General features: G+C 31.4%; 29 protein-coding genes, 2 pseudogenes and 2 riboswitches. Of the genes and pseudogenes, 16 read left to right on the top strand and 15 right to left on the bottom strand.

Translation table 11 applies throughout. The features are described 5' to 3' along the window. Positions 1-71: 71 nt before the first annotated feature. The gene (locus NRK67_13410) at positions 72-290 is read right to left on the bottom strand and encodes a hypothetical protein (GenBank protein UUV18278.1); all 219 of its coding nucleotides are present in this window, start codon (positions 288-290) and stop codon (positions 72-74) included. Positions 291-518: 228 nt separating this feature from the next. Here NRK67_13410 and NRK67_13405 point away from each other — a divergent pair, with 228 nt between their 5' ends. After that, positions 519-731 (top strand): hypothetical protein, encoded by a 213-nt coding sequence (locus NRK67_13405; protein UUV18277.1) that lies wholly within the window; start codon positions 519-521, stop codon positions 729-731. Between the two features lie 123 nt (positions 732-854). Here NRK67_13405 and NRK67_13400 read toward each other — a convergent pair whose 3' ends face one another. The 3 genes and pseudogenes from NRK67_13400 to NRK67_13390 all read right to left on the bottom strand — a co-directional run bounded on the left by NRK67_13400 (position 855) and on the right by NRK67_13390 (position 3,126). Then, a complete protein-coding gene (locus NRK67_13400) occupies positions 855-1,358 on the bottom strand; it encodes a cyclic nucleotide-binding domain-containing protein (GenBank protein UUV18276.1) in 504 nt (167 codons plus the stop codon). Between the two features lie 93 nt (positions 1,359-1,451). Then, a pseudogene (locus NRK67_13395) lies at positions 1,452-1,653 on the bottom strand (hypothetical protein). Between the two features lie 654 nt (positions 1,654-2,307). Next, positions 2,308-2,383: riboswitch (cyclic di-GMP riboswitch) on the bottom strand. A 62-nt stretch (positions 2,384-2,445) separates the two neighbouring features. After that, positions 2,446-3,126 carry an RAMP superfamily CRISPR-associated protein gene (locus tag NRK67_13390; protein ID UUV18275.1) on the bottom strand — a complete coding sequence of 227 codons (681 nt, stop codon included), beginning with the start codon at positions 3,124-3,126 and terminating at the stop codon, positions 2,446-2,448. 482 nt (positions 3,127-3,608) lie between these two features. Here NRK67_13390 and NRK67_13385 point away from each other — a divergent pair, with 482 nt between their 5' ends. Both NRK67_13385 and NRK67_13380 read left to right on the top strand, forming a co-directional pair. Continuing rightward, positions 3,609-4,187, top strand: a complete 579-nt coding sequence (locus tag NRK67_13385) for an ABC transporter permease (GenBank protein ID UUV18274.1) — start codon at positions 3,609-3,611, stop codon at positions 4,185-4,187. 50 nt (positions 4,188-4,237) lie between these two features. Then, positions 4,238-4,774: an FtsX-like permease family protein gene (locus NRK67_13380; GenBank protein UUV18273.1), complete on the top strand. Its 537-nt coding sequence runs from the start codon at positions 4,238-4,240 to the stop codon at positions 4,772-4,774. A 48-nt stretch (positions 4,775-4,822) separates the two neighbouring features. Here the strand turns inward: NRK67_13380 and NRK67_13375 are convergent, their stop codons facing one another. Then, positions 4,823-5,269, bottom strand: a complete 447-nt coding sequence (locus NRK67_13375) for a DUF1353 domain-containing protein (protein ID UUV18272.1) — start codon at positions 5,267-5,269, stop codon at positions 4,823-4,825. A gap of 244 nt (positions 5,270-5,513) precedes the next feature. Between NRK67_13375 and NRK67_13370 the strand changes: the two genes are divergently transcribed. The 4 genes from NRK67_13370 to NRK67_13355 all read left to right on the top strand — a co-directional run bounded on the left by NRK67_13370 (position 5,514) and on the right by NRK67_13355 (position 8,870). Then, positions 5,514-6,320 carry a class I SAM-dependent methyltransferase gene (locus tag NRK67_13370; protein ID UUV18271.1) on the top strand — a complete coding sequence of 269 codons (807 nt, stop codon included), beginning with the start codon at positions 5,514-5,516 and terminating at the stop codon, positions 6,318-6,320. 26 nt (positions 6,321-6,346) lie between these two features. Beyond that, entirely contained in the window at positions 6,347-6,964 is a 618-nt protein-coding gene (locus NRK67_13365) for a hypothetical protein (protein ID UUV18270.1), read from the top strand. A gap of 822 nt (positions 6,965-7,786) precedes the next feature. Then, a complete protein-coding gene (locus tag NRK67_13360; GenBank protein ID UUV18269.1) occupies positions 7,787-8,443 on the top strand; it encodes a PHP domain-containing protein in 657 nt (218 codons plus the stop codon). A 241-nt stretch (positions 8,444-8,684) separates the two neighbouring features. Then, positions 8,685-8,870, top strand: coding sequence for a rubredoxin (locus tag NRK67_13355; GenBank protein ID UUV18268.1), 186 nt, complete (start codon positions 8,685-8,687; stop codon positions 8,868-8,870). 158 nt (positions 8,871-9,028) lie between these two features. On the opposite strand, the gene NRK67_13350 is transcribed toward NRK67_13355, so the two are convergent. Next, positions 9,029-9,622: a hypothetical protein gene (locus NRK67_13350; GenBank protein ID UUV18267.1), complete on the bottom strand. Its 594-nt coding sequence runs from the start codon at positions 9,620-9,622 to the stop codon at positions 9,029-9,031. Positions 9,623-9,891: 269 nt separating this feature from the next. Between NRK67_13350 and NRK67_13345 the strand changes: the two genes are divergently transcribed. Both NRK67_13345 and NRK67_13340 read left to right on the top strand, forming a co-directional pair. Then, the gene (locus NRK67_13345) at positions 9,892-10,419 is read left to right on the top strand and encodes a hypothetical protein (protein UUV18266.1); all 528 of its coding nucleotides are present in this window, start codon (positions 9,892-9,894) and stop codon (positions 10,417-10,419) included. A 15-nt stretch (positions 10,420-10,434) separates the two neighbouring features. Further along, complete coding sequence (locus NRK67_13340; GenBank protein UUV18265.1) at positions 10,435-10,878, top strand: hypothetical protein; 444 nt, start codon at positions 10,435-10,437, stop codon at positions 10,876-10,878. 62 nt (positions 10,879-10,940) lie between these two features. On the opposite strand, the gene NRK67_13335 is transcribed toward NRK67_13340, so the two are convergent. From NRK67_13335 to lepA, 9 genes are all read right to left on the bottom strand, one after another. Then, positions 10,941-12,197 carry a beta-lactamase family protein gene (locus tag NRK67_13335; protein ID UUV18264.1) on the bottom strand — a complete coding sequence of 419 codons (1,257 nt, stop codon included), beginning with the start codon at positions 12,195-12,197 and terminating at the stop codon, positions 10,941-10,943. Positions 12,198-12,380: 183 nt separating this feature from the next. Beyond that, positions 12,381-12,977 carry a lysine exporter LysO family protein gene (locus tag NRK67_13330; GenBank protein UUV18263.1) on the bottom strand — a complete coding sequence of 199 codons (597 nt, stop codon included), beginning with the start codon at positions 12,975-12,977 and terminating at the stop codon, positions 12,381-12,383. Next, positions 12,977-13,255, bottom strand: coding sequence for a LysO family transporter (locus tag NRK67_13325; GenBank protein ID UUV18262.1), 279 nt, complete (start codon positions 13,253-13,255; stop codon positions 12,977-12,979). The genes NRK67_13330 and NRK67_13325 overlap by 1 nt, the downstream gene beginning before the upstream one ends. A gap of 34 nt (positions 13,256-13,289) precedes the next feature. Beyond that, a complete protein-coding gene (locus tag NRK67_13320) occupies positions 13,290-13,976 on the bottom strand; it encodes an ATP-binding cassette domain-containing protein (protein UUV18261.1) in 687 nt (228 codons plus the stop codon). Continuing rightward, a complete protein-coding gene (locus tag NRK67_13315; protein ID UUV18260.1) occupies positions 13,973-14,695 on the bottom strand; it encodes an ABC transporter permease subunit in 723 nt (240 codons plus the stop codon). The genes NRK67_13320 and NRK67_13315 overlap by 4 nt, the downstream gene beginning before the upstream one ends. Beyond that, complete coding sequence (locus NRK67_13310) at positions 14,692-15,549, bottom strand: ABC transporter substrate-binding protein (protein ID UUV18259.1); 858 nt, start codon at positions 15,547-15,549, stop codon at positions 14,692-14,694. The genes NRK67_13315 and NRK67_13310 overlap by 4 nt, the downstream gene beginning before the upstream one ends. A 97-nt stretch (positions 15,550-15,646) precedes the next feature. Next, positions 15,647-16,162, bottom strand: a complete 516-nt coding sequence (locus NRK67_13305; protein ID UUV18258.1) for a cyclic nucleotide-binding domain-containing protein — start codon at positions 16,160-16,162, stop codon at positions 15,647-15,649. A 33-nt stretch (positions 16,163-16,195) separates the two neighbouring features. Beyond that, a complete protein-coding gene (locus tag NRK67_13300) occupies positions 16,196-16,453 on the bottom strand; it encodes a hypothetical protein (GenBank protein ID UUV18257.1) in 258 nt (85 codons plus the stop codon). Positions 16,454-16,571: 118 nt separating this feature from the next. Then, positions 16,572-18,374 (bottom strand): translation elongation factor 4, encoded by a 1,803-nt coding sequence (gene lepA, locus NRK67_13295; protein UUV18256.1) that lies wholly within the window; start codon positions 18,372-18,374, stop codon positions 16,572-16,574. A gap of 248 nt (positions 18,375-18,622) precedes the next feature. Here lepA and NRK67_13290 point away from each other — a divergent pair, with 248 nt between their 5' ends. The 7 genes and pseudogenes from NRK67_13290 (at position 18,623) to NRK67_13260 (ending at position 26,101) form a co-directional block, all read left to right on the top strand. After that, positions 18,623-19,462, top strand: coding sequence for a WYL domain-containing protein (locus NRK67_13290; protein UUV18255.1), 840 nt, complete (start codon positions 18,623-18,625; stop codon positions 19,460-19,462). Between the two features lie 175 nt (positions 19,463-19,637). Then, positions 19,638-21,071 carry an MATE family efflux transporter gene (locus NRK67_13285; protein UUV18254.1) on the top strand — a complete coding sequence of 478 codons (1,434 nt, stop codon included), beginning with the start codon at positions 19,638-19,640 and terminating at the stop codon, positions 21,069-21,071. A gap of 11 nt (positions 21,072-21,082) precedes the next feature. Next, positions 21,083-22,435 carry an MATE family efflux transporter gene (locus NRK67_13280; protein ID UUV18253.1) on the top strand — a complete coding sequence of 451 codons (1,353 nt, stop codon included), beginning with the start codon at positions 21,083-21,085 and terminating at the stop codon, positions 22,433-22,435. Between the two features lie 313 nt (positions 22,436-22,748). Further along, positions 22,749-22,850: pseudogene (locus tag NRK67_13275) on the top strand (DUF1016 domain-containing protein). 30 nt (positions 22,851-22,880) lie between these two features. Next, positions 22,881-23,396 carry a GNAT family N-acetyltransferase gene (locus NRK67_13270; protein ID UUV18252.1) on the top strand — a complete coding sequence of 172 codons (516 nt, stop codon included), beginning with the start codon at positions 22,881-22,883 and terminating at the stop codon, positions 23,394-23,396. Between the two features lie 234 nt (positions 23,397-23,630). Then, positions 23,631-23,728: riboswitch (purine riboswitch) on the top strand. Between the two features lie 132 nt (positions 23,729-23,860). Continuing rightward, the gene (locus NRK67_13265) at positions 23,861-25,198 is read left to right on the top strand and encodes a purine permease (GenBank protein ID UUV18251.1); all 1,338 of its coding nucleotides are present in this window, start codon (positions 23,861-23,863) and stop codon (positions 25,196-25,198) included. A 129-nt stretch (positions 25,199-25,327) separates the two neighbouring features. Beyond that, positions 25,328-26,101, top strand: a complete 774-nt coding sequence (locus NRK67_13260; protein UUV18250.1) for an FAD binding domain-containing protein — start codon at positions 25,328-25,330, stop codon at positions 26,099-26,101. The last annotated feature ends 11 nt before the right edge of the window (positions 26,102-26,112 follow it).

Raw genomic sequence — 26,112 nt, 5'->3', positions numbered from 1 at the left:
ATAAATAAATTAAATTTATCAAAAGAATAATCAAATTTTATAAACAAAAAGAGGTTAAAAAAAACCTCTTTTTAATAATCATCTTCGTAATAGTAATCCTCGTCCTCGTGAGACTCCATTTCATAGGGATCATTAGGATCATCCAGCCCATATTTTTCAAGAATTTCCTTTTTCATCTCCTCAGTTATAAACCATTGGGGTGTATAGATCTCATCGTTTGCGTCACAGAGATCCATATAATCTTCAAAATCCTTTGGTGTCATAACCTCTTCTAATTCATCCAAGTCCATAAGCTTTTCTCCTCTGTAAATTTATTAAGAAGTTTTTCCTCTAGCCATCTTCGAAATATCAGGTTGCTTTAGGAAATTTCTTCCTTTGGTTGACACTATAATACTATATTTTTTCAGGAAAAAAAAGAGTTCTGTAAATTTTTTTTTTAGTTTTAAAAAGAAGGAAGAAAAAAATATTTATATATATTAAAACTAACTTACTATTTATAAAATTAGGAGGTAGAAGGTATGAGTGAGATAAGAAGCTCTAATTACTATGTTGATAAAGATGCCCGAGACAATGGAGACCATGAAGTCCACAGGGAGGATTGTAAAAGATTACCTAGCCCAGCAAATAGAGAATATCTTGGAAATTTTGATTGCTATGAAGATGCCGTGGAAAAAGCTGAACAAATATTTTCACAATCTAATGGATGTATTTATTGTTCAAAAGAATGTTAGACTATTTAAAATTATCACAGGTAAATCTTGCAGATATTCCTACAGAAACACGGAAATAAGCAATGAAAGGACACTAAATTTAGTGTCCTTTCATTTAAATTTAAAGTTTTCATAATTTGTTTGTTAATCAGATTGGGATACTTTATCTGTTTTATCTATATAATGGAGAAGAAGGTCGTCTGTCTGTTTAAGTCTGCGAGAAATATCTCTGGCTATGTTTAGGATTAATAGACAAAAAAGATCCTTATCAGTGTGATAGAAATTTAAAAATGAGTTTTTAGGAATCACAGCTAACTCTATATCTCCTACAGCTACTGCAGATAGTGTGTGTGGTTGAATTCCAATTACGGATTCTTCACCAATACAACTTCCCTCTGCAAATTCAAAGAGCTGGTAACTGCTATAGTTTATATCTTCAATCAGTCTTATTTTTCCTCTGAGTATTATATAGATATAAGTAGGTGCTTCACCTTGTTTAAAAATAAACTCGTTATCTTTATATGTTACTTTTTTTAATATCTTAAAAATTTTATAGAGCTGAGTATCGTTAAGACCTCCAAAGATAGAGATTTTGGTAAGTATGTTAATAATTTTATCCATTTCAAAGAGTGGCATTAAATCCTTCATAATCGGCTCCTTTTTTTAGCTGTTATAAATTTTTTGATGAATTAACTTATTTCCAGAGTCCTTAATTTTTCTAGAGAGATTAGTTTTTGAACTTTAGATCTTTCTGCTGTCATAAGCCTGATGTAGGAGTGCTTGTCTCTGTTTTACTCTGCAGTCAAGGTCTATAGAACTGCTCCTAGGTGTTTTTTCATAGCCTTCCCCCGTTTAATTTGTCCTCTGTCCTCCTTTTCCTATAATAATATCTGCAATACCATTGAAACCATCCTCTGGGATCCACGAGATTTATCCACCCCTTCCTCCCCAGCTGTTTTTACTTCTATGTAAATTAATTTCAAATTGTTTTACAATTTTCCTTTATTTTAATTTATTTTCAATCATTTGTGTCAGTAATTTGGCTTCTTTTTCTTTAATGCCGAGCCCAAAGGGATAAACTTTGCAGTGATATTTTTTATTTGTTATTTTGATTTTCATATGTGGCTTAAATCTAAAATCAGACCATCCTATTCCTTTTATTTCAGAATAATAAAATTTATCTATACAGAAGGCTTTATCATATATTTCTGATTTGACAGCGCTTCTGATTATTGTGCCTTTGTTGGTTACCACAAATTTTGAAATGTATTCCTCTATAAATATGAATAAGGGAAAAATAAAAAAAATTAAAATCTAAGGGTTTCTCCCTTAACGGACCCTGTTTACGATTCACGATTATTAAAATTAAATGTAACTAAATTTAATTTTAAATGTGAGTCTGAAAAAGAAAAACTCAAATTTTGTAAATAGCTCCTAAGTAGAGATAAAATAACCACGAGCTTTTGGGCTGTAGTCCTCACTACGTTGTGGAACTTAATTTGTATATCGCTCTTAGTAGAATAAATTTTGTAAAAGCTCAGTCTGAGCTTTTACATTTTTCCTATATTAATACAAAAAAAAATACAGGTCTCGAAAGATCTGCAACTGGCTACCATTTTAAAGGTCCTATAGCTTTGCGTCACAGGATTTCCCCTGCTTTGCCAATATTTCATGTTGTTTTTAGTTATCTCTTTAGAATGGAGTACTACTAATGTCTCATGTCAATTTTTTGAATTTACTTTTCCATATTCAGAATTACTTTACCCTTATTTAGAATTTCCTGGGTTCCGACTTTCATTTTACCGTGGAATAAATAATCATTTAAAGTATCTTTAGTTATATACTTTACCCTGTCAATATTTAATTTACACCTTCCGATTTGCCCGGTTGTTTTTTGCCCGAACATATCATCTTTCATAAGATTTAATCCTATATTTATTAGATCTATCTCATAATCTTGTAAATTTTCTAAAATAATATTTAATTTAAAAGTTGAATTTTCAATGGTATTATAATCAAATTTATTACTTTTTCTCGCTATTCCTGTATGTTTGTTTATGGTTATATCACTATAGGTAGAATTTTTTTTATTTGGTTCTATAACAAGATCCTCTATATAGATCTTCCCTCCAACATTGTTAAAGTTTTTTCTTGTACTGATATTTCCAAAGATTTCCTTGATATCTAAAACATGTAATTTTCTGTCTTCAAGGGTAAGTCCTAAATTTACTAAAGTTTTTAATTTATATTGAAAACGGTCCCTAAAGTTTGACCCGGGAATATATGCTATGTTATTTAAATATTTTATAGTAGGAGAATCAAAATTTTCCTCTGTTCTATATTTTCCAATGTGTAAGGAATAGACTGATAAAGTTCCTTCTATTATATATTTGTTCTGAAATTTGCTAAAATCCATTAAATCCTCCTCAATAATATATTTTACTGCAATTGTGTTGACAATTAATCTTAACATAATTTAAATTAAAATTGAATTAAAAATTATTAAGAAAAAGTTAAAAAAGTTTGAAAATTGGAATAGTTTAAAACTGAGGAAAGTATTTTTTTTAAGTTATGTGAAAAAAACATCTGGATTTATATAACTATTATAAAAATATATTTTGTTAGGAGGTCTATAATTCTATTTCTCCTATATTTTGTTAAAAAAAAGTTAAAATTAAATAAAATTGAATTTAATTGTGAAGTGTTGTATAAACTATACAGGGAATAATTTTTTTGAGAAGAGATAGTATTAATAGTTTTGATACTGGAATTATGGGAGTCGATCATAATTCATGAATAATAGAAGTGACTAAGATAAGGAATAACTAAAAAAATTATAAATAATATATTTTACTAATAACCAGATCAACTATATATAAGAAGAATAGAGGTTGAAATATGATAGAATTTTTTATAGCAAAAAAACATATTTTTGAAAGAAAAAGACAGAGTGTAGTAGCAATGTTTGGGGTAGCGATAGGAATCACAGTATTGATAGTTTCCCTTGGGATATCCAATGGGCTGGATAGAAGTATGATGGAAAGTATCTTTTCAATGACTTCCCATATAATAGTCACAAAAAATGGAAAATCCATAGAAAATTACAGGGAGTTACAATCAAAAATAGAAAAAATAAGGGGAGTAAAAGGAGTAATTCCTCAAAGTACAGAACAGGGAATATTAAAATATAATCAAACTCACGGGTCATATGTAACAGGGGTAAGGATAAATGGTCTGGATTTTCATGAAGCCAGAAAAACCATGGGTTTGAATGAAAAAGTAGTTTACGGAACTATGGATGCTAAAACTCCCACAGAATTTCTCATGGGAAAGAAACTTTTTGACGACTTAGGTGCAGAATTAGGGGATGAGGTAAGCGTAGTTACTTCTAAAAATATTCAGGTAACTCTGACCATAGTTGGAGTATACCAATCAGGTTATGAGGAATACGATAAAACTATCATAATAGTCCTCTAAGAGCAGTTCAAATCTTAACCTATGGAGGAGATTCAGTAACAGATTTAGAGGTGTTTTTAGACGATATATACAGTGCAGATAAAACAGCATTACAGATCCCAGAACAAACAGGTCTTTCTACCAGAACATGGAAAGATCTAAACAGAAATTTATTGGCATCGTTATCTCTACAGAAAAGTGGAATGGTTGTTGTATTTTCCCTGATAGTTATAATAGCGGGATTTTTAATCTGGGTAATATTGAGTATGTCTGTCAAAGAAAAAATAAAAGATATAGGAATAATGAGATCTATGGGGTTTTCCGGTAAAAATATAATGAGAATATTTATTATAGAAGGCTTATTTTTAGGGATACTAGGGATAGTTATTGGATTAAGTGTTTCAGGTATAATATTATGGTATCTAAAAAATTATAATATAAATGAAATAACCAGTATTTATAACCTAAGTAAAATTCCTGTGGAAATAAAATTTAAAGAGGTGCTTCTAATAATAGGAGCGAATGTTATAATTATATTTTTGTCCAGTATATTTCCAGCATACAGAGGGGCGAAGTTAGAGGTCGTAGAAGCTTTAAATCATGATTAAATAAAAATAAAGGGAGATAGTAAATACCTTCCTTTATTTTTTAATAGATTATATTCCATACTTTGAAGGGTCTTTGCCAATTTGAATTATTTTGTTTTTTAATTTTTGAATATATTTAGAGTCTTCCTCGTCATTTATCCAATACCAGTTACCAAATTTTTCTACTGCTTCACGGATTAAAACAGCTTTTACAGGATCAACTTTATTTTCCAAGAGAATTCTATAAAATAATTTATCTGCGTCTTTTTTATCCAGCTGGTGGGTGTGATAAAGCCAGTCATGTATAACGGCTGCTTCCATAAAATGAGGGTTAAAGGGAGTACCAATTACCTGCCATGCCAGAGACGGGATGCTGGCTCCATCATATTGAAAAAACTGGGGGACCCAAATGTCTTTACCTTCATATACAGCCTTAAAGTCTTGGGCAACTTCATATGCCTGATCAAGTTTATTTTTATCTGATTGTATAACAGGGAATAATAATAATTTGCTCATAAAGCCTCCCGGGAAAAAATTATAAAACGATAAATTTTACTATAGAACTATACTTCGCATAAAATAAATTTTATAAATAGATTATATAAAGAAAAAGAAAAATTCCTTTTAATATATTTAAATAAAAAAAGATAAAGTTTACTTTTTATGTAGTATACTCTAATAAATTTTAAAATAATAAAATTCTTATATATGATATTTTAATTTAGACAGATCAATAAAGAGAAAATTAAGGGGGAAGAAGATGAAAAATGAAGTTACAGAATATTATGATAAAATAGCTGTTCATGAGTTAGAAAGGTTAAATAACCCGTACAGCCTTGTGGAATTTGAAAGTACTATGTTTTTAATAAGAAAGTATTTTCCTGACAGGGGAAATATTTTAGATATCGGATCGGGTCCCGGACGGTATTCAGTTGAACTTGCAAAGCTAGGATATAATATGACCCTTCTCGATCTTTCACAGGCAGAATTAGATATAGCGAAAGATCAATTTGAAAATCATGGGCTCACTTCCAATGGGTTTTATTGCAGCTGTGCTTTAGATCTAGATCGGTTTGTAGATGACCACTTCGATTCAATTTTGGTTTTAGGACCCATGTACCACATCCATGAGGAAAGTGATAGGATAAAAATTCAAAATAACGTTCATCGGATTTTGAAAAAAGATGGAATTGCTATATTTGCATATATAAATACCTGGGGGACTTTAAAATCAAGTTTGTATGAATTGTCAGATAGTTTTCATGATAAAGATAATTTTAAATTGATGCTGGATGGAGATTTAAAATTAGACAGTAAAAACGCTTTTACAACGGTACACTTTACTACGCCGCCACAGGCAATTAAGGAGATGCAAAAATCAAATTTTGAAATTCTTTCCTATGCCGGTGCAGAGAGTTTTATCTCTGGAATGAATCTTGAAATTGAAAAAGTCAAAGAAAAATCAAAGGATCTTTACAATAATTATATTAAAGCGGCAGCTGAATATTGTGAGAAACCGCAATACAGAGATGCTACTGAACATATGGTTATAGTTGTAAAAAAATAAAAATATATTAAAACTATGGGGGAAAGATGAAAATACTTTATGGAACAACCAATGGTTCAAAAATTAATCATATGAAAGAGATGATTAAAGAGTTGGGGATTGAGATAATTGGACTGAAGGAGGCAGGGGAAACATCGATAAAAATAATAGAAGATGGGAAAACTCCCTTGGAGAATGCAGAAAAAAAAGCCAGAGGATATTTTAAAGAATTTAAAATTCCTGTTTTTGCCTGTGATACAGGATTGTATTTAGAAGGTTTAAAAAGTGAAGACCAGCCCGGGGTAAATGTCAGAAGGGTAGGCGGGAAAGAACTTTCAGATGATGAGATGATTGAGCATTATTCTGAAATTGCCAGAAAAAATGGGGGAGAAATTACAGGATGGTATGAGAATGCTATTTATTTAATTTTAGATGAAGAAACGGAATTTAGTTATCAGGGAATTGAAATATCATCGGAGGAATTTATAATCTCAGAGAAGCCATATAAAAAAAGATTATCAGGGTTCCCAATAGACTCACTGTCTAAAGAGGTTAAAAGTGGGAGATATTACTTAGAAATAGAGGATGAATCCAAAAATAAGGACAAGATGGAAGATGGATTCAAAAGATTTTTTGAAAATAATTTAAAAGGATTGATAGATTAAAAAAAAACAGCGTGATATTCAATCCATACAAGCACAATTTAGGTTCTTATCTTAAAATCCTATGTTTATGTTGTAAAGTAATAGCATCTTGGTGATCCCCTTGCGGGTATAATTTCCTAGATAGATATAAAAATGTGGAAGAGTTAAAACTCTTCCACATTTTTATATCTATCTAGTTACTATCAATAAAGCTATTCCACCAATTATTCCAATAATAATGGTTCTAATATAATCACTCTTCTTTAAACTCAAAACATTTTCCTCCAGAGATTAGTCATAAATATTTTTTCTATCTAAACATTATATCATACATTATAATGAAATTTTAAAAAATAATGTTGACACTACATTTAAATATACTGTAAAATAAGACATAATGAATTAATAAAAAACATTTTAGGAGGAAACATGAAAAAATTTCAATGAAACTGACAACTAGTTGAAACTTCCGGTGGAAGTTATGAGATCTATTGCAAATGGATAGTATAGATAAGGTCGGTTTAGAGATATTTCTGTTCCCTACTTCTCTTCTTATAGTTTTAAAAACTATACCTATTCACTTTTTTCTGCTTAGATCATCCTTTATATTTTAATACAAACTTTAAAATTCTATAAAGTAAATCCTAAAGGGATTCATATTTTTATGCCATTGTTATGGGGCTTTATTAGATAGAAATTATCAATATACATGTGGAGGAACCTCCCTGTTTTTATTGAACCATTTTTTTAATGGAAAAAATAAAAGATCAGACATAGAAAAGATTATGTATCTCTATGTCATAAATCAGAAAAAACTAATCAAATTTAGAAGAAGGAGAAAAAATGTTTATAGATACACACATGCACTGTATAGAAGGGTCAGATGACAGCTTCATTAAAATTCCAGAAATTGTAAAAAGAGCAAAAAAAATGGGACTCAACGGAATATGTATTACAGATCACGATAATAATAAAGTCAAAGAGTATGCTACTCAATATGGGAAAAAACATAATTTTAAGATCTTTGTAGGAGCGGAAATTTTAACTCATGAAGGGGATATCCTAGTCTTTGGATTAGATGAGATCCCTACAAAAAAACTTTATGCCCAGGAATTGATAGATCTGGTAAACTCCAAGGGAGGAGTTACTATTGCTGCCCACCCATTCAGGGAAAATAACAGAGGGTGTGGTAAACACTTGAAGAATTTAAAGGGCCTTACTGCTATTGAAACTTTCAATGGGAGTACAAAATCTTATAATAACTTAAACGCCTTTGAGAGTGCTATTGAATTAAATTTAGCTACTACAGCTGCCAGTGACTGTCATACTACCGATGCAATAGGTAAATATTGTACAAAATTTTTAGATAATATTGAAACTGAAAAAGATTTAATAGATGCTATTAAAGGGAGGAGGGTAATGCCTGCTGTATACAGAGATGGAAAATATATAAAAATAGATAACTATGAAAAATGCGGAGAGATTTTCCCAATAAATTAAAATTGATAGATAATTTACTTGTCCACTATTTATAGATCTAAACATTTTGAATAATAACTATTTTAAGAGGCAGAAAATTTTTTCTGCCTTTTTTTATTATGGCTAAAGGGTGAGAGTTATTTAAAATATTTATATCCAGTTAGAGAATTTAATATAAAAAAAATAGGAAAAGAGTAATTTTGATGGTAATATTGGGGATAGATACAGTTAATAAAAAATAAGATTAGGGGGGAGAGATTAAATGGAAAAATGGGTATGTACAGTATGTGGTTATGTTTATAATTCAGAGATAGGGCACCCAAAGTCAGGAGTTGAAAAGGGTACAAAATGGGAGGATCTTCCGGAAAATTGGATTTGTCCCCTCTGTGCTGTAAATAAAGATCAGTTTGAAAAAATAGAAAAGCAACGTGACGTTGCATCCAAATAAGTATAATTAAGGTTTTTATTTCAAAATCCTATGTTTATGTTGTAAAGTAATAGCATTTTGGTGATGCCATTGCGGGTATAATTTCCTAGATAATAAAAAATGTCTCTTAGAATTTTTCTAAGAGACATTTTAATTTAATATTAAATAGACCTAAAAAATTATATCTCTATTTCTTCAGTGTCTTCAGATGAACTATCCGTTTCATCACTAGTTTCTTCTAAGATCTCCGAGTTCTCGTTATATTTTGAAAGAGAGGTTTCTATCTTATTTATAGAAAGCTCACTCATCCCTGCTAATTTTAAAGCTGTTAAAGTATCTTCATTTATTTTATCAGGAGAATAATCATCGATCAGTTTTTCAACCAAATTTTCCAGATCAGTGGGGTTATTTGGATCATATTGAGGTATTGAACTTAAGTCCAGATCAGGATTTTTTTCTATTTCCCTTCTAATCTCATTTCTGATTATTTTTTTAGTAGTAATTTCTTCCTTTATTTCTTTTTGTTCAGATTTATCCAAATCTTCATATTCAACTTTTAACTTACCCCAGTTTTTTTGAGCATCTTCTGCCTTTATATTCTTTTCATGTTTATTTTTTTCAGGCCTCTCTCTTTCTGTTTTTTCTCTTTCCGGTTTATCCCTCTCAGGTTTCTCTCTTTCAGGCTTATCCTTCCCGGAATTTCCCTTGGCATACACTTCATGAGTCGTTGCTAAAGAAACAATCATTGTCAAAAGTAATATTAGTTTTTTCATGTTAATCCCCCTAGTTATTATTTGTGATAATATTATTATACAGTATTTTTGAATAAATTTCATTAAAAACTCTTAGGTGTTTAAGGGTTAAAATTGAAACTCCTTGATTTTCCAATGGATATATAGTAAAATTTTAAAAGTCTATTTTATTAAAAAATACTTAAAGGATAATTGTTGTTTTTAGCAGTTGAGTTATTGAGGACAAAATATAGGGATTTTAGTATTAAATTTTGAGGAAGATAGCTAAAAAAAGGGAAAGAGGAGTTGAAATGAAAAAAAATTATTTGTTTATTATTTTAGTGTTTTTATTTACAGGCTGTGGGACTATGATGGAACCATCCAGGAAAACTGTTACAATTCAATCAGCAACACCTGTGAAAGCTTATGTTGATGGAAAGAAATTTATCGGAGAAGGAAAAGTATTTGCTTTTAATGCAAGTAATCGAAGTCGAAATGGGGACGAATATGTTCTTTTGAAGGAAGTTGGGAATGAAGGAAATGTTCAAACTGTTTATTTAGAGAGAGAATATAACCCTTGGTCAACCTGGAATTTTCTATTTGCTTACGGGCTTCCTTATATCGTAGATTATCCATCAGGGGGGACAGGAAGACTGGCTAATTTAAATTATTATATGCCGGATTTCTCTATGAAAAATAACTCGGAATCTTCAAAAGATGAAGAGGTGGATAGATTAAGTAAGGAACTTGAAAAAATAAAATTAAAAAATGAAATAAAAAAAGAACTAGAACTTGAGAGAACAAAAGAAAGAGTATTAAAATTAGAAGCAACTAGTTAAAATTAGGAGGAAAATATGAAGATTAAAAATATTATAATAGGTTTGGTAGTTTTATTTATGACAGCTTGTTCATCTGCCACGACTAAAGAGGTAAGAAGTATTATTGTTACAACAAATGTTGAAACAGCAGAGGTATTTGTAGATGGGAAACCTTATGGTGAAATTTATGGAGGACTTCTTGTGGTTAATATTCCTTTGGATGGGATTCATTCTATAATGTTAAAAAGTGATACAGAGTCTAAAAATGAAATAATAGATGGCAGCTTCAATGAGAAAACGCTTCACTTTTATTTTTCAAGGAAAAGTGGTGAAACTAGTTTAAATACCAGTAACTCAAAGTATGATAAATTAGAAGAACAGTTAAATAATATAAAGGTTAAAAATGAAATAAAACAGGAACTGGAATTAGAAAGAACGAAGGAAAGAGTATTAAAGGTAGAGGTTCAAAATAGTAAATAAATATTTTTAACCTAAAAATATTAAAAAACAGACAGGAAATTTTTCCTGTCTGTTTTTTTATTTTACATATTATTTGATCTTATATACTCTAAGATTTTAAATGAACGTTCCCTTGTTTTCTTAAATTTATCAAGTTCTGCATTAACTGCCCAGTCCTGTAAAAATACAATTGAAGTACCTGTTTTCATATCACTAAATCCAACTTGACCAAAAGAACCGCTGGAATAAAGAATATCCTCATCTTTTAGATAATAGGTTTGTGAACCATAAGTAATGTCAGTACCAAGAAGTTTTCCGGTTTCATTTTGACCAAATTCAGTTTTACTTGTATCCATTGCTGATTTATAATAACTCTCAGGTCCTTTTCCTTGGGCAATCCATTGGTGGAATAGAGCATAATCTCGTGCTGTTATACTTATGCCATAAGAAGGGGAACTTGTTCCATCACTTGTTTTTGCAATAGATCCATCATAGTTTGCTCCAAAAGAATCGAATAATTCAGACAATAATTGTGGATATTTCTTCCTTGTTACTTTCTCTGCCAGTAAAGCCAATATATCTGTATTTTTATCGTTATAATTCCATTCTTTTCCTGGTTTTGCTATGCTTTGAGAAGATTTTATAGCATTACGGTGACCGATGCTTTTACCTTTTTTCAATCCCTGTTCAATTTCAAAATTGTAACCTTCAGCTCCAGGTGTGTGGAAATCCAATAGTTGAGGTATCCCGCTAGTCATATCAAGAACCTGTTGGACAGTAGCTTTTCCTATGGAAGTCCCCTTAAAATCTTTTAGATATTTTTCTACCTTGTTATTTGGGGCTAACAACCCCTTATCTACTAACTGCCCTGTGATGACCCCTGCAAAGGTTTTAGAAGCTGATTGTAATAGGTTGGTATCTTCAGTCATGAATCCATTGTCATAAAACTCAAAGATAATGTTATTGTCTTTCATAACAATAAATCCTTTAACCTGAGTATCTTGGAATGATTGAATAAAACTTTTCCCATCTTTAAATTCTATATTTAGATTAAAACTTTTATCATTTTTTGCAACTGTCAGTTTAGCAGGGTTATTTGAGTGTTTAATCTTTGATGTCCCGTGAGCAGCATAGGTATCCCAATGAGAACTAACAGATTTGTAATAAGGCCATGTTTGTTGATTTTCAGATGTAATTTCTTTTGATGTAAAAGGTCTATAAAATTTTTGTACATCAAACCCTAAACCAAATGCTGAAGGTGCAGATTCTGATGCGTGAATTGGTTGAAATGCAATAACTGCACCTAGTATTCCCATAACAATTTGATATTTTATTTTCATAATTTTTCCTCCTTCGGTAATGAATGATAAGTTGTATGAGCTTATAACTTTCTTTATCATTAAAAAAAACTCTAAAAACTGACCGATCATTACTATTTTTAATAGGAATTTTCCTATTTGAGAAAATTATATACCCTAGTGTTACACGAGGGTCAATAAAAAAATAAAATTTATTAAAGCTGTTTAGAGAGTATAGAAAAAAGGAACTAAGATAGGTACTAATCCAGACAATAAAATTCCATTGATAAATGCTATAACAACAGTTTCCGGGTTGGTGTATTTGGAGATTATAGGCAGAGTAGAATCCATGGAAGTAGCTCCAGCAGGAGCTATAGCAGTATAATCATTTAAATATTTTGCAATGAATGGGATAGAAACCACAGTGATAAGTTCTCGAAAGATGTTGGTTAAAAAGGCTATAGTGCCTATCTCTGCACTGTGTAATTGCGTGAGGATGATCCCAGAAAGGCTATACCATCCAAAACCAGAGGAAATGGCCAAACTTAAGTTAGTGGGTATATGAAAGATATAACCACTAATAAGTCCTCCTATTAAACTCCCTGCAATTATAGAAGTTGGAACTATCAAAATAATTAAACTATGTTTTCTTAGATCTTTAAAAATGTGCTTATTTAATCCTATATCTATTCCTACACAAAATATTAAAAGATAAAGTGCTGAGTCTATAAGGGTATCGATATGTGGGGTAAAGGATTCAGGAATAAGAAAATATCCCCCTAAAATACCTGTTAGAACAGAAGCTACTATAGATAGTGTCATTAATTGTTCCTCCTTTTAATTATTATTCTACTCATAAAAAATACTAAAATAATACTGAATAGCGAAGTGAGAAAAGCAAAGATAAGGGAGATGCCGCCTATTTCATTTAAATTACTGAGTAATGACCGGTTCATTCCTATAGTGATTCCAATGGCAAACAATAAAACAATTACTCCTAGATGCTGAAATACACCATTAAATTTTTTCATCCTATCAGAAAACTTCACTGTAGAACCTATTAAAATGCCTAAAATTAATGATATTAAAATATTTTGCATGACTTCACACTCCTAATTATAAGAGATACGATCCTTATTTAAGGATCGCATCATAGATTTTATTTTTATATATTTTTAATTCTTTTGAAGACAGAGTTCTTTTAGATTTTGGGAAATCAATGGTAAGAACTTCTTCTATAACAGTTGGTTTTTTAGAAAATATAATAACTTCGTCTGCCATGAGTAAAATTTCATCTATATCATGGCTTATCATAATGAGTGTCTTTGAATATTTTTCCAGGAGGGAGGTTATCAGATCAATTAATTTGATCTTTAGGGAAAAATCTAAAGATTTTAAAGATTCATCCATCAATATTAACTCTGTATCGTATAAAAAAGCACGGGCTATTGCAACCCTTTGCTTCTCACCGCCGCTTAAATTTTTAACCAGATGATCTGCCTTGTGGGGGATGTGTAGAAGTTCCAGTAAATTTAATATTTTTTTCTCAGTAGCTCCAGGTATAATATTTAAATTTTCTATTACACTCTCCCAGGGGAGGAGTCGGTCCTCTTGAAATATATAACCTACATTTTCAAAATTTTTAACCACTTCTCCAGTATGATTTATCTCTAATCCGGCAATGATATTAAAGAGACTTGTTTTTCCTCCTCCAGAAGGTCCTAAGATTGCAGTGACCTTATTTTTTTTAAATTTATATGTGATCCTATCCAAGATTTTTTCCCCGTGGAAAGTGAGGGAAAGATTCTTTAACTCAATCATAAGTACCTCCTAAATCGGCTCTTTAAAGATGTTAAGATTAATTTTGAGATGAGAAAACTGAGAATATATATTATAAGAGTCCATCCTAAAATTGTATCTGTTTCTATATTGAGCCATCCGATATTCAAACCGTTCCCAATTCCGCCGCTGACCCTGGAGATGACCTCTGCCATGATGATCACCTTAAATGATGACCCGAGGATGATCTCGGTGGCAGGAAGAAGATATCTGATAAGGGATGGGAGCTGTATCTTAAAGAAACAATCTTTTTTAGAGATATTATATATATCTGCCATCTCCAAGATCTTCTTGTCGATTCCCTCCATTCCACTGACTATATTTAACACCAGGATGGGGATAGTATTGATACAGATTATAAATATCGGAATATACTTGTTATCAAACCAAATTAACGCCAGTAAGATCCATGAAATTATAGGAGTACTCTGCATAAAAAGTAATATAGGCCGAATGAAGATCTTAAGATTTTTAGAAGATACTATCCCCAGAACCAGAATTATCCCTATAAAGTAGGTCAGAATGAGAGAGATCCCTAACCGGCCCAGGGTGATAAAGATCTCACTATAATTATTTTGTAATAAAAATAATGAGGTATAAAAAACCCGTAGAGGTGAAGGTAAAACCAGAGGAGATACCTTAGTCGAGATCCCAGCCCATAAAACTAAAAATACGGTGATGGGAATCAATTTTTTTCTCATCTATTCTCTCCTAAAATTTTTGTATATTCTTCTACCAGCTGATCTCCCTTTTTCCCATCGATAAGGGTTAGGTTCATATATTTTATGGATTCTTCATATCCGCTATCACTCAGTTTAATATTGAAATTAACCTGGGCCAGATCTATAAATTCATTGGGATCTTTCTCTAGTTCTTTCAGATTGTTTTTATAGTCATTTATGAATGTTTCTATCTCTTTGGAGTGGGTTTTATTATATTTACTGGTAGTATAAAGCCCTACTTGGGGGATTCCAGAAAGGGAAGTTACTTTTTCCCACTCATCCTTATACACAACGCTTCTGATCAATTTTGAATTTTTTTCAAGAACCAAAGTAGCCATAGGTTCAGGAAGGACAGCATTCTCACCTTTTTGAAGGATCATCAGCTTAGCCACTTCAGGAGTGGTTCTATAGGTGATCACAGGAGATATATCATTGTTTTTAAATAAGAACTTTGAAATTATATCAGGGGATGAACCCTGAGCTCCAATAAGGATATTTTTTCCGTCCAGGTCTTTTATACTATCTATTTTTTTATTGGATATTATGGAGATAAGCCCCTGACTGGTTACTCCCAATAGTTCTAATTCAATACCTTTCTTTTTTAAATTTTCACCTAGATTAGTGGGAATGACATAGACCCCATCTTGATTCTTAATGAGTTTCGGAATGATTTCTGTATGGACATCCTGATAATAATGGAGTGCAACGTCATCTTTCATAGGGAGCATAGGTATGCTGGGGGGAGCTTTTGGTGTATAGACATCTATTGAAAAACTATTTATGGATATAGCCAGACTCAACAAAGCTGTTATTTTTATTTTTTTACTTATCATTTTTTAAACTCCTATTTAAAATTTTTTTTTAATCATAAAAAAGTGGCAGAGATATCTACCACTTTGATATTGAAAATATATATGTGACAACTTATATCTATTTTTTGTGGATTTTTCTTAACTTAACCATTTCATCCAACCAATATTCATCGGTTTTAGCAGTTCTTCGACAAGATTCACGAGCGACATTTAAAATTATCTTGCTGAATAACTTCATGTTTTTACTGTGCAGAGAGTAAAGAGCAGATTTAGAAAACACAAGTAACTTTACATCTGTTAAGGCGATAGCAGAAGCAATATATTTGAAAATACCAATAAGTTCAGTTTCACCAAATAAATTACCCTCCTTAAACCGGATTAATTCAATTTCAACGTCATCCTGCTGCTTAACTATTTTAATTTCACCACTTTGGATAATAAAGATATTATTTGGTGACTCCCCTTGGGTGAAGACAGATTCTCCTTTTTTAAAGGAAGCTGTAGTCAGCATAGGTATAAGACATTCTAGTTCTCCGGCAGTTAAACCACCAAAGAGTGATATTTTATTTAGCATAGAAAAAATTAATTGTTTTTCCTTATAAGTTACTTCAGGTTTAGATTTTTTTGTATTCATAGCTATAATTAAAACTCCCTTACATTTTAGATTTTAGACTTTTTTCTCTATATAGGCGATAATTTCATGAAGTAATTCCTTCTTATGATGATCAGTGATCTCAGTTAAATATGATTCCAAATCTTTTATATCTGATTCGATCTCCTCTTTTGGAATGATATCATAGGCACGGTCTAACTCTATATGCAATTCATGGATAACAGTATCGTGTAATTTTAAAAATGTACCAACTTCTTCAGCTCTTTCATACATAGACAGTTTTTTTATAATTTCATCAATTCTTGAATTCATATATTTCCCCCTCATATTTTGATTAATATTAGTTTACTATATAATGGATGAAATACCTAAATTTATTTTATTTCAAAAAAAACTAGCCGATAGATATCAGCTAGTTATAATTTTATATTTAGTCACTTAATTTTAAAACTGAGATAAATGCTTCTTGTGGTATCTCTACATTACCTATCTGTTTCATTCTCTTCTTACCGGCTTTTTGTTTCTCTAATAATTTTTTCTTTCTACTTATATCTCCACCATAACATTTAGCTGTAACGTTCTTTCTAAATGCTCTAATAGTTTCTCTTGCTATTATTTTAGCTCCCAGTGCAGCTTGAATAGGAATTTCAAATTGCTGTCTTGGAATAATTTCTTTTAATTTTTCTACGATTACCCTTCCTCTGGCCTGGGCATGGTCTGAATGTGCAATAAATGAGAATGCATCTACACCTTCACCAGACACTAAGATGTTAACTTTTACCAGGTTTCCAGGTCTATATCCTATCATTTCATATTCAAATGAAGCGTATCCCTTAGTTCTAGATTTTAATTTGTCATAAAAATCTAACACTATCTCTGCAAGGGGCAGCTCATATGTAATCATAGCACGAGTATCGTCTATATAGTTCATACTGACATATGTTCCTCTTTTTAACTGGCATAATTCCATAACTCCACCGACAAAGTCTTTTGGAACTATGATATTACCTTTGATATATGGCTCTTCTACGATTACCTTTCCTTGTCCGCCTCCAGGGAAATCTTCCGGGTTATCTATAGTGTACATTGGTTCATTTTCCTTATGGATTCTATATTCAACTGATGGTGAAGTAGATATAAGGTCGATATTATATTCTCTTCTAAGTCTTTCTACAATAATCTCCATATGTAAAAGGCCCAAGAATCCACATCTAAATCCAAATCCTAATGCTAATGATGTTTCAGGTTCAAAAGTAAGTGAAGCATCGTTTAATTGTAATTTTTCAATAGCTTCTCTAAGATCTTCATAGTCATCGGTAGATATTGGATATAATCCAGCAAATACCATCGATTGAGCTTGTCTATAACCTTCTAGAGGTGTTTCACATGGATTTTTAAGACTAGTAATAGTATCTCCTACCTGTGAATCATGGATAGATTTTGTACCTGTAATAACATATCCTACCGATCCTGCAGTCAATACATTAGTAGGATTCATGTTAGGAGAGAATATACCACATTCAAGAACATCAAATTGGTGATCGTTAGAGAATACTTTGATCTTATCCCCTTTTTTTATAGTTCCATCTATAACTCTTACATAGGTAATTACTCCTCTATAGTCGTCAAAATGTGAATCGAATATAAGAGCTTTTAAAGGACCGCCTTCATTGTTTGCAGGAGCAGGTATATATTTAACAATAGCTTCTAATAGATCTTCTATTCCTATACCTGATTTAGCAGATGTAAGAACCGCTTCATCTGCAGGGATCCCGATAACGTCTTCTATTTCATTTCTAACCTTTTCTACATCAGCAGCAGGCAGATCGATCTTATTGATTACAGGTACTACTTCTAAGTCTTGCTCTAAAGCCAGGTATACGTTAGCTAAAGTTTGTGCTTCTACACCTTGAGCTGCATCTACTACTAATAGTGCACCTTCACAGGCAGCCAGAGATCTAGATACCTCATAGATAAAGTCTACATGTCCAGGTGTATCGATTAAATTCAATTCATATGTTTTACCGTCATTAGCTTTATAGTTAATAGTAACAGTATTGGCTTTTATTGTTATACCCTTCTCTTTTTCTAAGTCCATACTGTCTAATAGCTGGTTCTCCATATCCCTGTCAGCAACAGTTCCTGTTGATTGGATAAGTCTATCAGCTAAGGTAGATTTTCCATGGTCTATATGTGCGATTATTGAAAAATTTCTTTTTAATTCTTGTGACACAACGTTCCTCCTAATGTTTATATTAAATTTTTTATAAATTAATTTATAATTTTACATTCTATTATAAGCTATCTCAGTAGAAAAAGCAACCATTACTCCCTGTACTTTGTTTTCTATCTAGCTCACGAATATCACAGAATATAGAACAACTTCTATCTTTCTATTCTTTATCTTTTCACTTTGATTTTTAATTAACTAGTTTTTACTATATACTTAGGTATAAATCAATATAATATTGGAGGAAAGTTATGAGTGATAAGAAAATAAGGTTTACCGTCCCAAATTTTGTCAATGAGATAACATTTAGGGATATAGAGAACTTTGATATAAAGATCAATAGTTTTTTTAACAGGTTGTTTACCAGCTCCTACACCAGTGTGGATAAATACCCATTTAAGAAGAGTTCTGGTAATAAAAAGATACAGTTTAACTTAAATAAGGAAAACCAGCTTATCTATGATAATCTACTTCCCAAAAATAAGATACAAAATGAATCGGAATATTTTAGAGATCTTATAAGAACGTATATATCCCAGCCCCACTATAAGAGAGAGAGGAAAATTTTTTATTCTGAATATGAGTCTATACAAAAGGCTATACAGAGGAAGGAGGAGGTTTTGATAACCCACTTAGGGAATGATTATATAGTAGAACCTTATTTTTTTAAAGTTACATCTGAGGAGAAAAACAACTTCTTGTTTTGCTGGATATATGAAAAAAAACAATACAGTGTCTTTAACCTGTCCAGGATATCCAAAGTAACTCCTATAAGATTTAGAAAAAATAAAAGATATGTGGATATGGATTATATAGATAAGGTACATAAAAACTTTGACCCATTTTTGTCCTACGGGAATATTGTAAAGGTTAGATTAACGGACCAGGGAAAGATCTGGTTCAAAAGGATAAGTCACTATAAACCAACTTTAGTAAAGATAGAAGGAGATATATATTACTGTGAATCCAGTGATAGAAAAGCTACCTTATATTTTTCTAGGTTTTATGATGAAGCTGAAATTTTAGAGCCTTTGTCTCTTAGAAAAAAGATAAAGGTTCTTTTAGAAGACACCCTGTCTCAATATAAGTAAAGATGAACCTAAAAAATGAACCTTTTGATAAGTTACATATATATGTATTCTTTATTTTAATTGATCTTAAAAGAAAATATTGTGAACCTTTAAAATAAAAAGAAGCAGTATTGAGAGGGAATTATTTTAGTGGTAGAATATATAGTATAAAAAAAGCTTATATTCGAGGTGATCTATGAAAACAATGAAGAAAAGAAAGATGATATTAGAAGGGAATATGTATAAGGTAATAATCTTACTCTCCCTCCCTATAATGTTAAACAACCTTATACAGACCATGTATAATCTGACAGATACATATTTTTTAAGTAAATTAGGTGCAGTGGAAGTGGCTTCTATGACCTTGGCCTGGCCGGTTGTGTTTTTACAACTGGCATTAGGGGTGGGAATAGGAATAGCTGGCACTACCCTGATATCCCAGAATATAGGTGCAGAGAAAATAGATGAAGCTAAAAAAACAGCAGGACAGCTGGTAAGTTTTGCTATGGGATTTTCTGTACTACTCAGTATAAGTGGGATAATAAGTACACCATATATATTAAAAGTTATGGGAGCCACAGGAGATATATACAGTAATGCTTATATCTATCTGATCCTTATAGTGGGAGGTGCTCCCCTTATGTATGCCAGTTTTGTATATTCATCTATAAAACAGGGAGAAGGGGATACAATTTCTCCTATGATTCTCAGCCTTATATCTGTAACTATTAATATAGTATTGGACCCAATATTTATATTTTACTTAGACCTGGGAATAAAAGGGGCAGCTCTGGCTACCCTCCTTGCTAGAGCTATAATGTCATTTTACATAGTATATCAATTATTTATAAGAGATACTCCTATGAAATTAAGGTTGAAAGATCTGAAGCCGGAGTTTAGTTATATAAAAAGATTAACAACATTAGGAATTCCTGCCTCTATAGGGCAGGCAACCATAGCTATGGGATTTGTTGTACTTAATAGTTTTGTAAATACTTATGGGGAGTTAACCCTGGCTGCTTTTGGAATTGGAAATAGGATAAACGGACTCATAGTGATGCCTGCTATGGGAATTGGAGGAGCTGTATCTTCCATAGTTGGTCAAAATATAGGAAATAATGATGTAAAGAGAGTTAAGGAGTGTGTATTCAAGAGTTCAGTCTTGGGAGCTGTTTTTTCTGTAGCAGGTACTACTATCCTGTTATTTTGGGGAAGCAGTATTGTCAGGTTTTTCTCTACCAACAAAGATATCATATACCTGGGAAATGACTATCTTAAATATATATCTTTAAGTTTGATAGGACTGGCTATCCTCCCTATAATTACAGGAGCATTACAGGGTGCAGGGCAGACAAAAAAAGCCATGTATCTCAGTATGTCAAGACTCTGGGTATTTAGGCTACCTACTCTATTACTGCTGCCATATTTTATAGGTAAAACAGAAAAGGTCATATGGTATGCCATATCTTCTAGCAACATCATCGCTATGCTGGTTGCTATATATTTCTATAAAAGATCTGAATTTAAGAGTATAGTAGGGGATACTGAAGGTGAGAGGGTAAAAAATAAAATAAACCAAGGTGTAGAAGTTGAGATGGAAGCAGAATTTACCAAGATAGAAACTAAATAAAGGAGTATTTAATGCCTAATCGATTGGAAAATGAACCGATAACGAAATTATTAGTTGAATATTCTATACCGGCTATATTAGGAATGGTAGTCACAGTTATGTATTCTGTAGTAGACACTATGTTTATCGGTCATAAACTGGGAACAGAATCATTGGCAGGGGTTGCAATAGTTTTTCCACTCTCTAGAGTATCTAACTCAATATCTGTGCTGATTAGTGCTGGAGGCGGAGTACTTATTTCTATAGCCTTGGGAGAAAAAAATAAAAACAAGGTGAGAAAAATCTTGGGAAATCAAATTTTTCTAACTCTGACTCTATGTTTAGTAGTAATAGTAGGTCAGATATTGTTTTTACCATATTTTTTAAAAGGTCATGGTAATAATTTAAAAATGGTAGAAGAAGCGATAAGTTACGGGAGAGTATTTTTATTCTGTTCCTTCTTTAACACTATTACACTAAGCTTTAACAATGCCATAAGAGCTCAAGGTTATCCAAAATTAGTTTTATTGACTGCAGTAGCCAGTTCTTTGACGAATATAGTTTTACATTATATCTTTATATTTCCATTGGATTTAGGAGTTAGAGGAGCAGCTATAGCTAGTTTGATAGCCAGTATTTTACCCCTATGGATGATAACTTACTTTATGTCTAGAAACAATGGGTTAATGAGAATAAAATTAAAGGATTTAAAATTTGATTTTAAAATAATAATAAATATTTTGAAATTAGGTGCAGCTACAGCAATAATTCCATTTGCAAATGGGGCATTAATAGATATCTTCAATATGAAATTAATAGTTTTAGGAGGTACTACAGCAGTAGCTGTTTATGGGATATATATGACTATCCACTCTGTTGTTTTGATGATTAGTTCAGGCATTTCAGCAGGAGTACAGCCAATCATAAGCCATAACCTAGGTGCTGAAAAATATTTTAGAGTTTCAGAAGCAATAAAAATTGCTGTAAAAAGCGGTACTTTAATATCCTTAGGAATATTTTTTTTAATTCAATTATTCCCTGGGCTAGTCATAAAAAGTTTTATTACTGACAGCGAAACTATTGAGTTAGGAATAGAGGCTTTGAGATACGGGTTTATCCTTGCCCCGGTTATGATAATGACTATTATGATTTCAGGAGTTTATAGAGCTATGGGAGATGCCAGAAGAGCATTCACTTATAACCTTTTAAGAAAAGTGATAATTATATTCCCGATAATTTTTATGCTCCCAAACCTTCTTGGGATGAAAGGGGTATGGTTAAGCAGACCCATATCAGATCTTATAGCATTAACTATAATGCTGCCGGCATTACTAAAAACCATAAAAGAATTAAATTCTAAAGTAGAAATTTCTACTTTAACTTAAACGTTAGTTGCTCTTTATTTAAAGAGCAACTTTTTTTTAAACATAGAATACAGAAAATCTTAACACGGAGACTCAGAGATCACAGGGGTTTTCAGAGATTATATTAGAGATTCGCTGAGACTTCTATGTATAGTCTTTTTTTCTCTGTGTATCTCCGTGTCCATTGTTTTCACTTTTTACTTATAGAAAGAGATAGGGTGAGAAAATAATTTTTATTATAACTTTCATAAATGACATTAATATGAGAGAGTGAAAGTTAAGAGCACTATTCTCTTATTTATGTAGTATACTCTAGTATTATTCAATCAAGGGAACTCTTACAAAAAATTATAATGAAAAAGAATTAGAGGATTCTCTGGTAGAAAATATAACCAAATTTTTATTAGAGTTAGGATCTGGATTTTCATACATTGGAATTAAAATAATTAGATAAAAAAGGAGACTTATGGAAATTAAAAAACCAATAAAAAATAATCTTCCTAAGCTAGAAGAATTTTTTAGAATAGTTATATCTGATACTGCTAAAAGAGAAGGAATAACTATTTCAAATTTTGTAGATGAAGAAGTAGAAGAAAAAATGAAGTATTGTAAAAATTATTTTGAAGAAGGAAGTAATATATCTATGCTGGTTGCTCTAGATGGTGAAAAAATAATAGGGACTATATCATCTTCATATTGTAATTCAGATATAAAAAATGTGATTAAAGGTCTTAAAAAGGATTCTATGAAAATAGGAACTGTATATATCCATCCATCTTATCAAAGAAAAGGTATAGGAAAAACTCTTTTGAATGAAATATACAAAATATTAAAATCTAAAAATATAAAAGAATTTTATTTAGATTCCGGTTATAAAAGTGCCCAAATATATTGGACTAAAAATTTAGGAGAACCATTTTTTAAAGCGAAGAATTATTGGGGTCCTAGAATAGATAATTTTATTTGGAAAGTTAAGTTATAATAAGAGGAAGAATTAATATTTATATTTTTGAAACTTTAAAGTTTAAATAGGAGTAAAAAGTAGTTTTTGTTTATACACTTGAACCTCTATAATATTAATTTTAAATTTTTATAAGGGTATAAAATCAACCTAAAAGAATTAGAAAATTCACTTCTAATAAAAAAAGCAATTAATCCCATTGTGATTAATTGCTTTTTTTATTATTCTTCTTGACATTGTCATATAAATATCGTATTATAACCACATAAATTAACTCGTATATGCTCTTAATAAGGAGGAGCGTCTCTACAGGTCACCGTAAACGACCTACTATGAGTGAAAAAATTAAGTATATGGTGAATTCTACTAAGTTATTAGGGGAGTTCTTTAACCTAAATGCCTATTTTCTCACTTATTGGGAGGAGTGGGCATTTTTTGTTTACTCGAACCACAATTAGAGTTATAAAAACTTTAGGAGGAAAAAAATGAAAAATAGATCACCATATGATTTAGATGGAGTACCAGTACTTAAGGAAGCAATACCATTAGGTTTACAGCATATATTAGCTATGTTTGTGAGTAACCTGGCACCGATATTAATAGTTGGAGGAGTTATAGGAATTCCAAGTGAGAAGTTGACATTTTTAATTCAATGTACTATGTTTGTATCAGGACTAAATACATTGATTCAGGCATACAGAATAGGGCCTATTGGAGCCAGATTACCAGTTGTTGTGGGAACAAGTTTTGCATTCGTACCTGTAGCTATCTCAATCGGATTAAAATATGGATTCGAGGGTGTATTAGGAGCAGCATTGGTCGGTGGATTATTTGAAGCATTTATCGGATTATTCATGAGAAAAGTTAGAAAGTTTTTCCCGCCAATCGTAACAGGTGTAGTAGTTTTATCTATTGGATTGTCTTTATTACCGGTTGGGATAAAAAACTTAGCTGGTGGATTTGGAGCAAAAGATTTTGGATCATTATCAAACTTACTTTTAGGTGGAACAGTACTAGTAGTTGTTATTATCTTCAATCAATTTGCAAAGGGTATTTGGAGAACAGCAGCAATAGCAGTTGGAACAGTAGCAGGAATAATAATAGCAGGATTTATGGGGAAAATCGATTTTGGTGCTGTGAGTCAAGCCAGTTACTTTGTAGTACCTAAACCATTTACATATGGATTAGAATTTCATTTAGACGCTATATTAGCAATGATGCTGATGTATGTAGTATCAGCTGTGGAAACAGTAGGAGACATGTCAGGAGTAACAATGGGTGGAGCCAATAGAGAAGTAACAGACAAAGAATTATCAGGAGGAATCTTAGCTGATGGTTTTGGAGGAGTTATTGCAGCTTCTTTTAGTATCTTACCAACTACTTCATTCAGCCAAAATACAGGAATTGTAGCCATGACAGGAGTTATGAGTAGATTTGTTGTGGGAACTGGAGCTATGTTCTTAATAGCAGGAGCATTTATTCCAAAGATAGGAGCATTGATATCTATCATACCTGCCAGTGTCATAGGTGGAAGTTTAGTAATGTTATTTGCAATGATAGCTATAAGTGGAATAAACTTAATCACAAAAGAGCAGTTAGTAGGTAGAAATGCAGTAATAGTAGCTGTAGCTTTAGGATTAGGATTTGGAATGGGAAGTGTTCCAGAAGCATTAGCTTATTTACCTGAGTCGTTTAAATTAATATTTGGAGGATCTGGAATAGTTGTATCAGCTGGAATAGCAGTTGTCTTAAATATAATCCTACCTAAAGAAATAGAGCAAAAAGAAGCAAAAAAAGAAGAAATCAAATTAAAAAGAGCATAGATGTTTTAAAATAAGTAAAACAGCTGAAATTACTTTTCAGCTGTTTTTTTTATAAAGGATAAGGTATTAAAAGAGGAAAAACAAAAGAAAAACAGTAAAAAAAAGAAGAAAAAAACGTAGGAGGAGAGTATGTTTACAATAAAACAGCATTTAATGGCTCAGTCCATAGAGGAAGGGTACGAAACTTTAGTTAAAAATAGAAATAATATGATCTTAGGAGGAACAGGCTTTTTGAGATTAGGAAATAAAAATATCAATATAGGAATAGACCTGTCTAACTTAGAACTGGATTATATCAGAGAAGGCGAAGACAATATAGAGATAGGCCCTATGACAACTTTTAGGAGTATAGAAACTAATAAACTGTTGAAAGAAAATTTTGACGGGGTAGTAGCCAAGTCAGTGGAAGAGATAGTTGGTATCCAATTAAGATCTGTCATTACAGCAGGAGCTACTGTAGCTTCTAAATACGGGTTCTCAGATTTTATAACTGCACTTTTGTCACTGGACACTCATATAGAGTTATATAAAGGTGGAATATTATCTTTAGAGGAATATTTATCGGAAGAAAAGGTCCCTAAAGATATATTGGTAAAAATTATAATAAAAAAAGATGGAAAAAGAGCAGCTTTTAAAGCTATGAGAAATTCAAAGAGTGATTATGCCATCTTAAATTGTGCTGTTTCCTGCTTGGATGGAGAATATAGAGTAGCTGTAGGAGCCAGACCTGGAAGAGCGGTAGTAAAAATAATCAATAATGATGAACTGATAAATAATATAGATAAAAAAATAGAAGAAGTGGTAGATGAGATGAAATTTGGAACAAATATGAGAGCCAGTGGAAAATACAGAGAGATGATAGCAAAAGTTTTAATTAGAAGATCTATAGAGGAACTGAAATAAAAAATTATATT

It is taken from the genome of Fusobacteria bacterium ZRK30 (genome assembly GCA_024628785.1).
Lineage (GTDB): Bacteria > Fusobacteriota > Fusobacteriia > Fusobacteriales > Fusobacteriaceae > Psychrilyobacter.
This window is presented reverse-complemented; position numbering and strand designations above follow the sequence as displayed.

Bases quoted from the DNA above. Each gene is read 5' to 3' on its own strand.
- NRK67_13410 (UUV18278.1), bottom strand. From the start codon at position 290: ATGGACTTGGATGAATTAGAAGAGGTTATGACACCAAAGGATTTTGAA.
- NRK67_13405 (UUV18277.1), top strand. From the start codon at position 519: ATGAGTGAGATAAGAAGCTCTAATTACTATGTTGATAAAGATGCCCGA.
- NRK67_13400 (UUV18276.1), bottom strand. From the start codon at position 1,358: ATGAAGGATTTAATGCCACTCTTTGAAATGGATAAAATTATTAACATA.
- NRK67_13390 (UUV18275.1), bottom strand. From the start codon at position 3,126: ATGGATTTTAGCAAATTTCAGAACAAATATATAATAGAAGGAACTTTA.
- NRK67_13385 (UUV18274.1), top strand. From the start codon at position 3,609: ATGATAGAATTTTTTATAGCAAAAAAACATATTTTTGAAAGAAAAAGA.
- NRK67_13375 (UUV18272.1), bottom strand. From the start codon at position 5,269: ATGAGCAAATTATTATTATTCCCTGTTATACAATCAGATAAAAATAAA.
- NRK67_13370 (UUV18271.1), top strand. From the start codon at position 5,514: ATGAAAAATGAAGTTACAGAATATTATGATAAAATAGCTGTTCATGAG.
- NRK67_13365 (UUV18270.1), top strand. From the start codon at position 6,347: ATGAAAATACTTTATGGAACAACCAATGGTTCAAAAATTAATCATATG.
- NRK67_13360 (UUV18269.1), top strand. From the start codon at position 7,787: ATGTTTATAGATACACACATGCACTGTATAGAAGGGTCAGATGACAGC.
- NRK67_13355 (UUV18268.1), top strand. From the start codon at position 8,685: ATGGAAAAATGGGTATGTACAGTATGTGGTTATGTTTATAATTCAGAG.
- NRK67_13350 (UUV18267.1), bottom strand. From the start codon at position 9,622: ATGAAAAAACTAATATTACTTTTGACAATGATTGTTTCTTTAGCAACG.
- NRK67_13345 (UUV18266.1), top strand. From the start codon at position 9,892: ATGAAAAAAAATTATTTGTTTATTATTTTAGTGTTTTTATTTACAGGC.
- NRK67_13340 (UUV18265.1), top strand. From the start codon at position 10,435: ATGAAGATTAAAAATATTATAATAGGTTTGGTAGTTTTATTTATGACA.
- NRK67_13335 (UUV18264.1), bottom strand. From the start codon at position 12,197: ATGAAAATAAAATATCAAATTGTTATGGGAATACTAGGTGCAGTTATT.
- NRK67_13330 (UUV18263.1), bottom strand. From the start codon at position 12,977: ATGACACTATCTATAGTAGCTTCTGTTCTAACAGGTATTTTAGGGGGA.
- NRK67_13325 (UUV18262.1), bottom strand. From the start codon at position 13,255: ATGCAAAATATTTTAATATCATTAATTTTAGGCATTTTAATAGGTTCT.
- NRK67_13320 (UUV18261.1), bottom strand. From the start codon at position 13,976: ATGATTGAGTTAAAGAATCTTTCCCTCACTTTCCACGGGGAAAAAATC.
- NRK67_13315 (UUV18260.1), bottom strand. From the start codon at position 14,695: ATGAGAAAAAAATTGATTCCCATCACCGTATTTTTAGTTTTATGGGCT.
- NRK67_13310 (UUV18259.1), bottom strand. From the start codon at position 15,549: ATGATAAGTAAAAAAATAAAAATAACAGCTTTGTTGAGTCTGGCTATA.
- NRK67_13305 (UUV18258.1), bottom strand. From the start codon at position 16,162: ATGAATACAAAAAAATCTAAACCTGAAGTAACTTATAAGGAAAAACAA.
- NRK67_13300 (UUV18257.1), bottom strand. From the start codon at position 16,453: ATGAATTCAAGAATTGATGAAATTATAAAAAAACTGTCTATGTATGAA.
- NRK67_13290 (UUV18255.1), top strand. From the start codon at position 18,623: ATGAGTGATAAGAAAATAAGGTTTACCGTCCCAAATTTTGTCAATGAG.
- NRK67_13285 (UUV18254.1), top strand. From the start codon at position 19,638: ATGAAAACAATGAAGAAAAGAAAGATGATATTAGAAGGGAATATGTAT.
- NRK67_13280 (UUV18253.1), top strand. From the start codon at position 21,083: ATGCCTAATCGATTGGAAAATGAACCGATAACGAAATTATTAGTTGAA.
- NRK67_13270 (UUV18252.1), top strand. From the start codon at position 22,881: ATGGAAATTAAAAAACCAATAAAAAATAATCTTCCTAAGCTAGAAGAA.
- NRK67_13265 (UUV18251.1), top strand. From the start codon at position 23,861: ATGAAAAATAGATCACCATATGATTTAGATGGAGTACCAGTACTTAAG.
- NRK67_13260 (UUV18250.1), top strand. From the start codon at position 25,328: ATGTTTACAATAAAACAGCATTTAATGGCTCAGTCCATAGAGGAAGGG.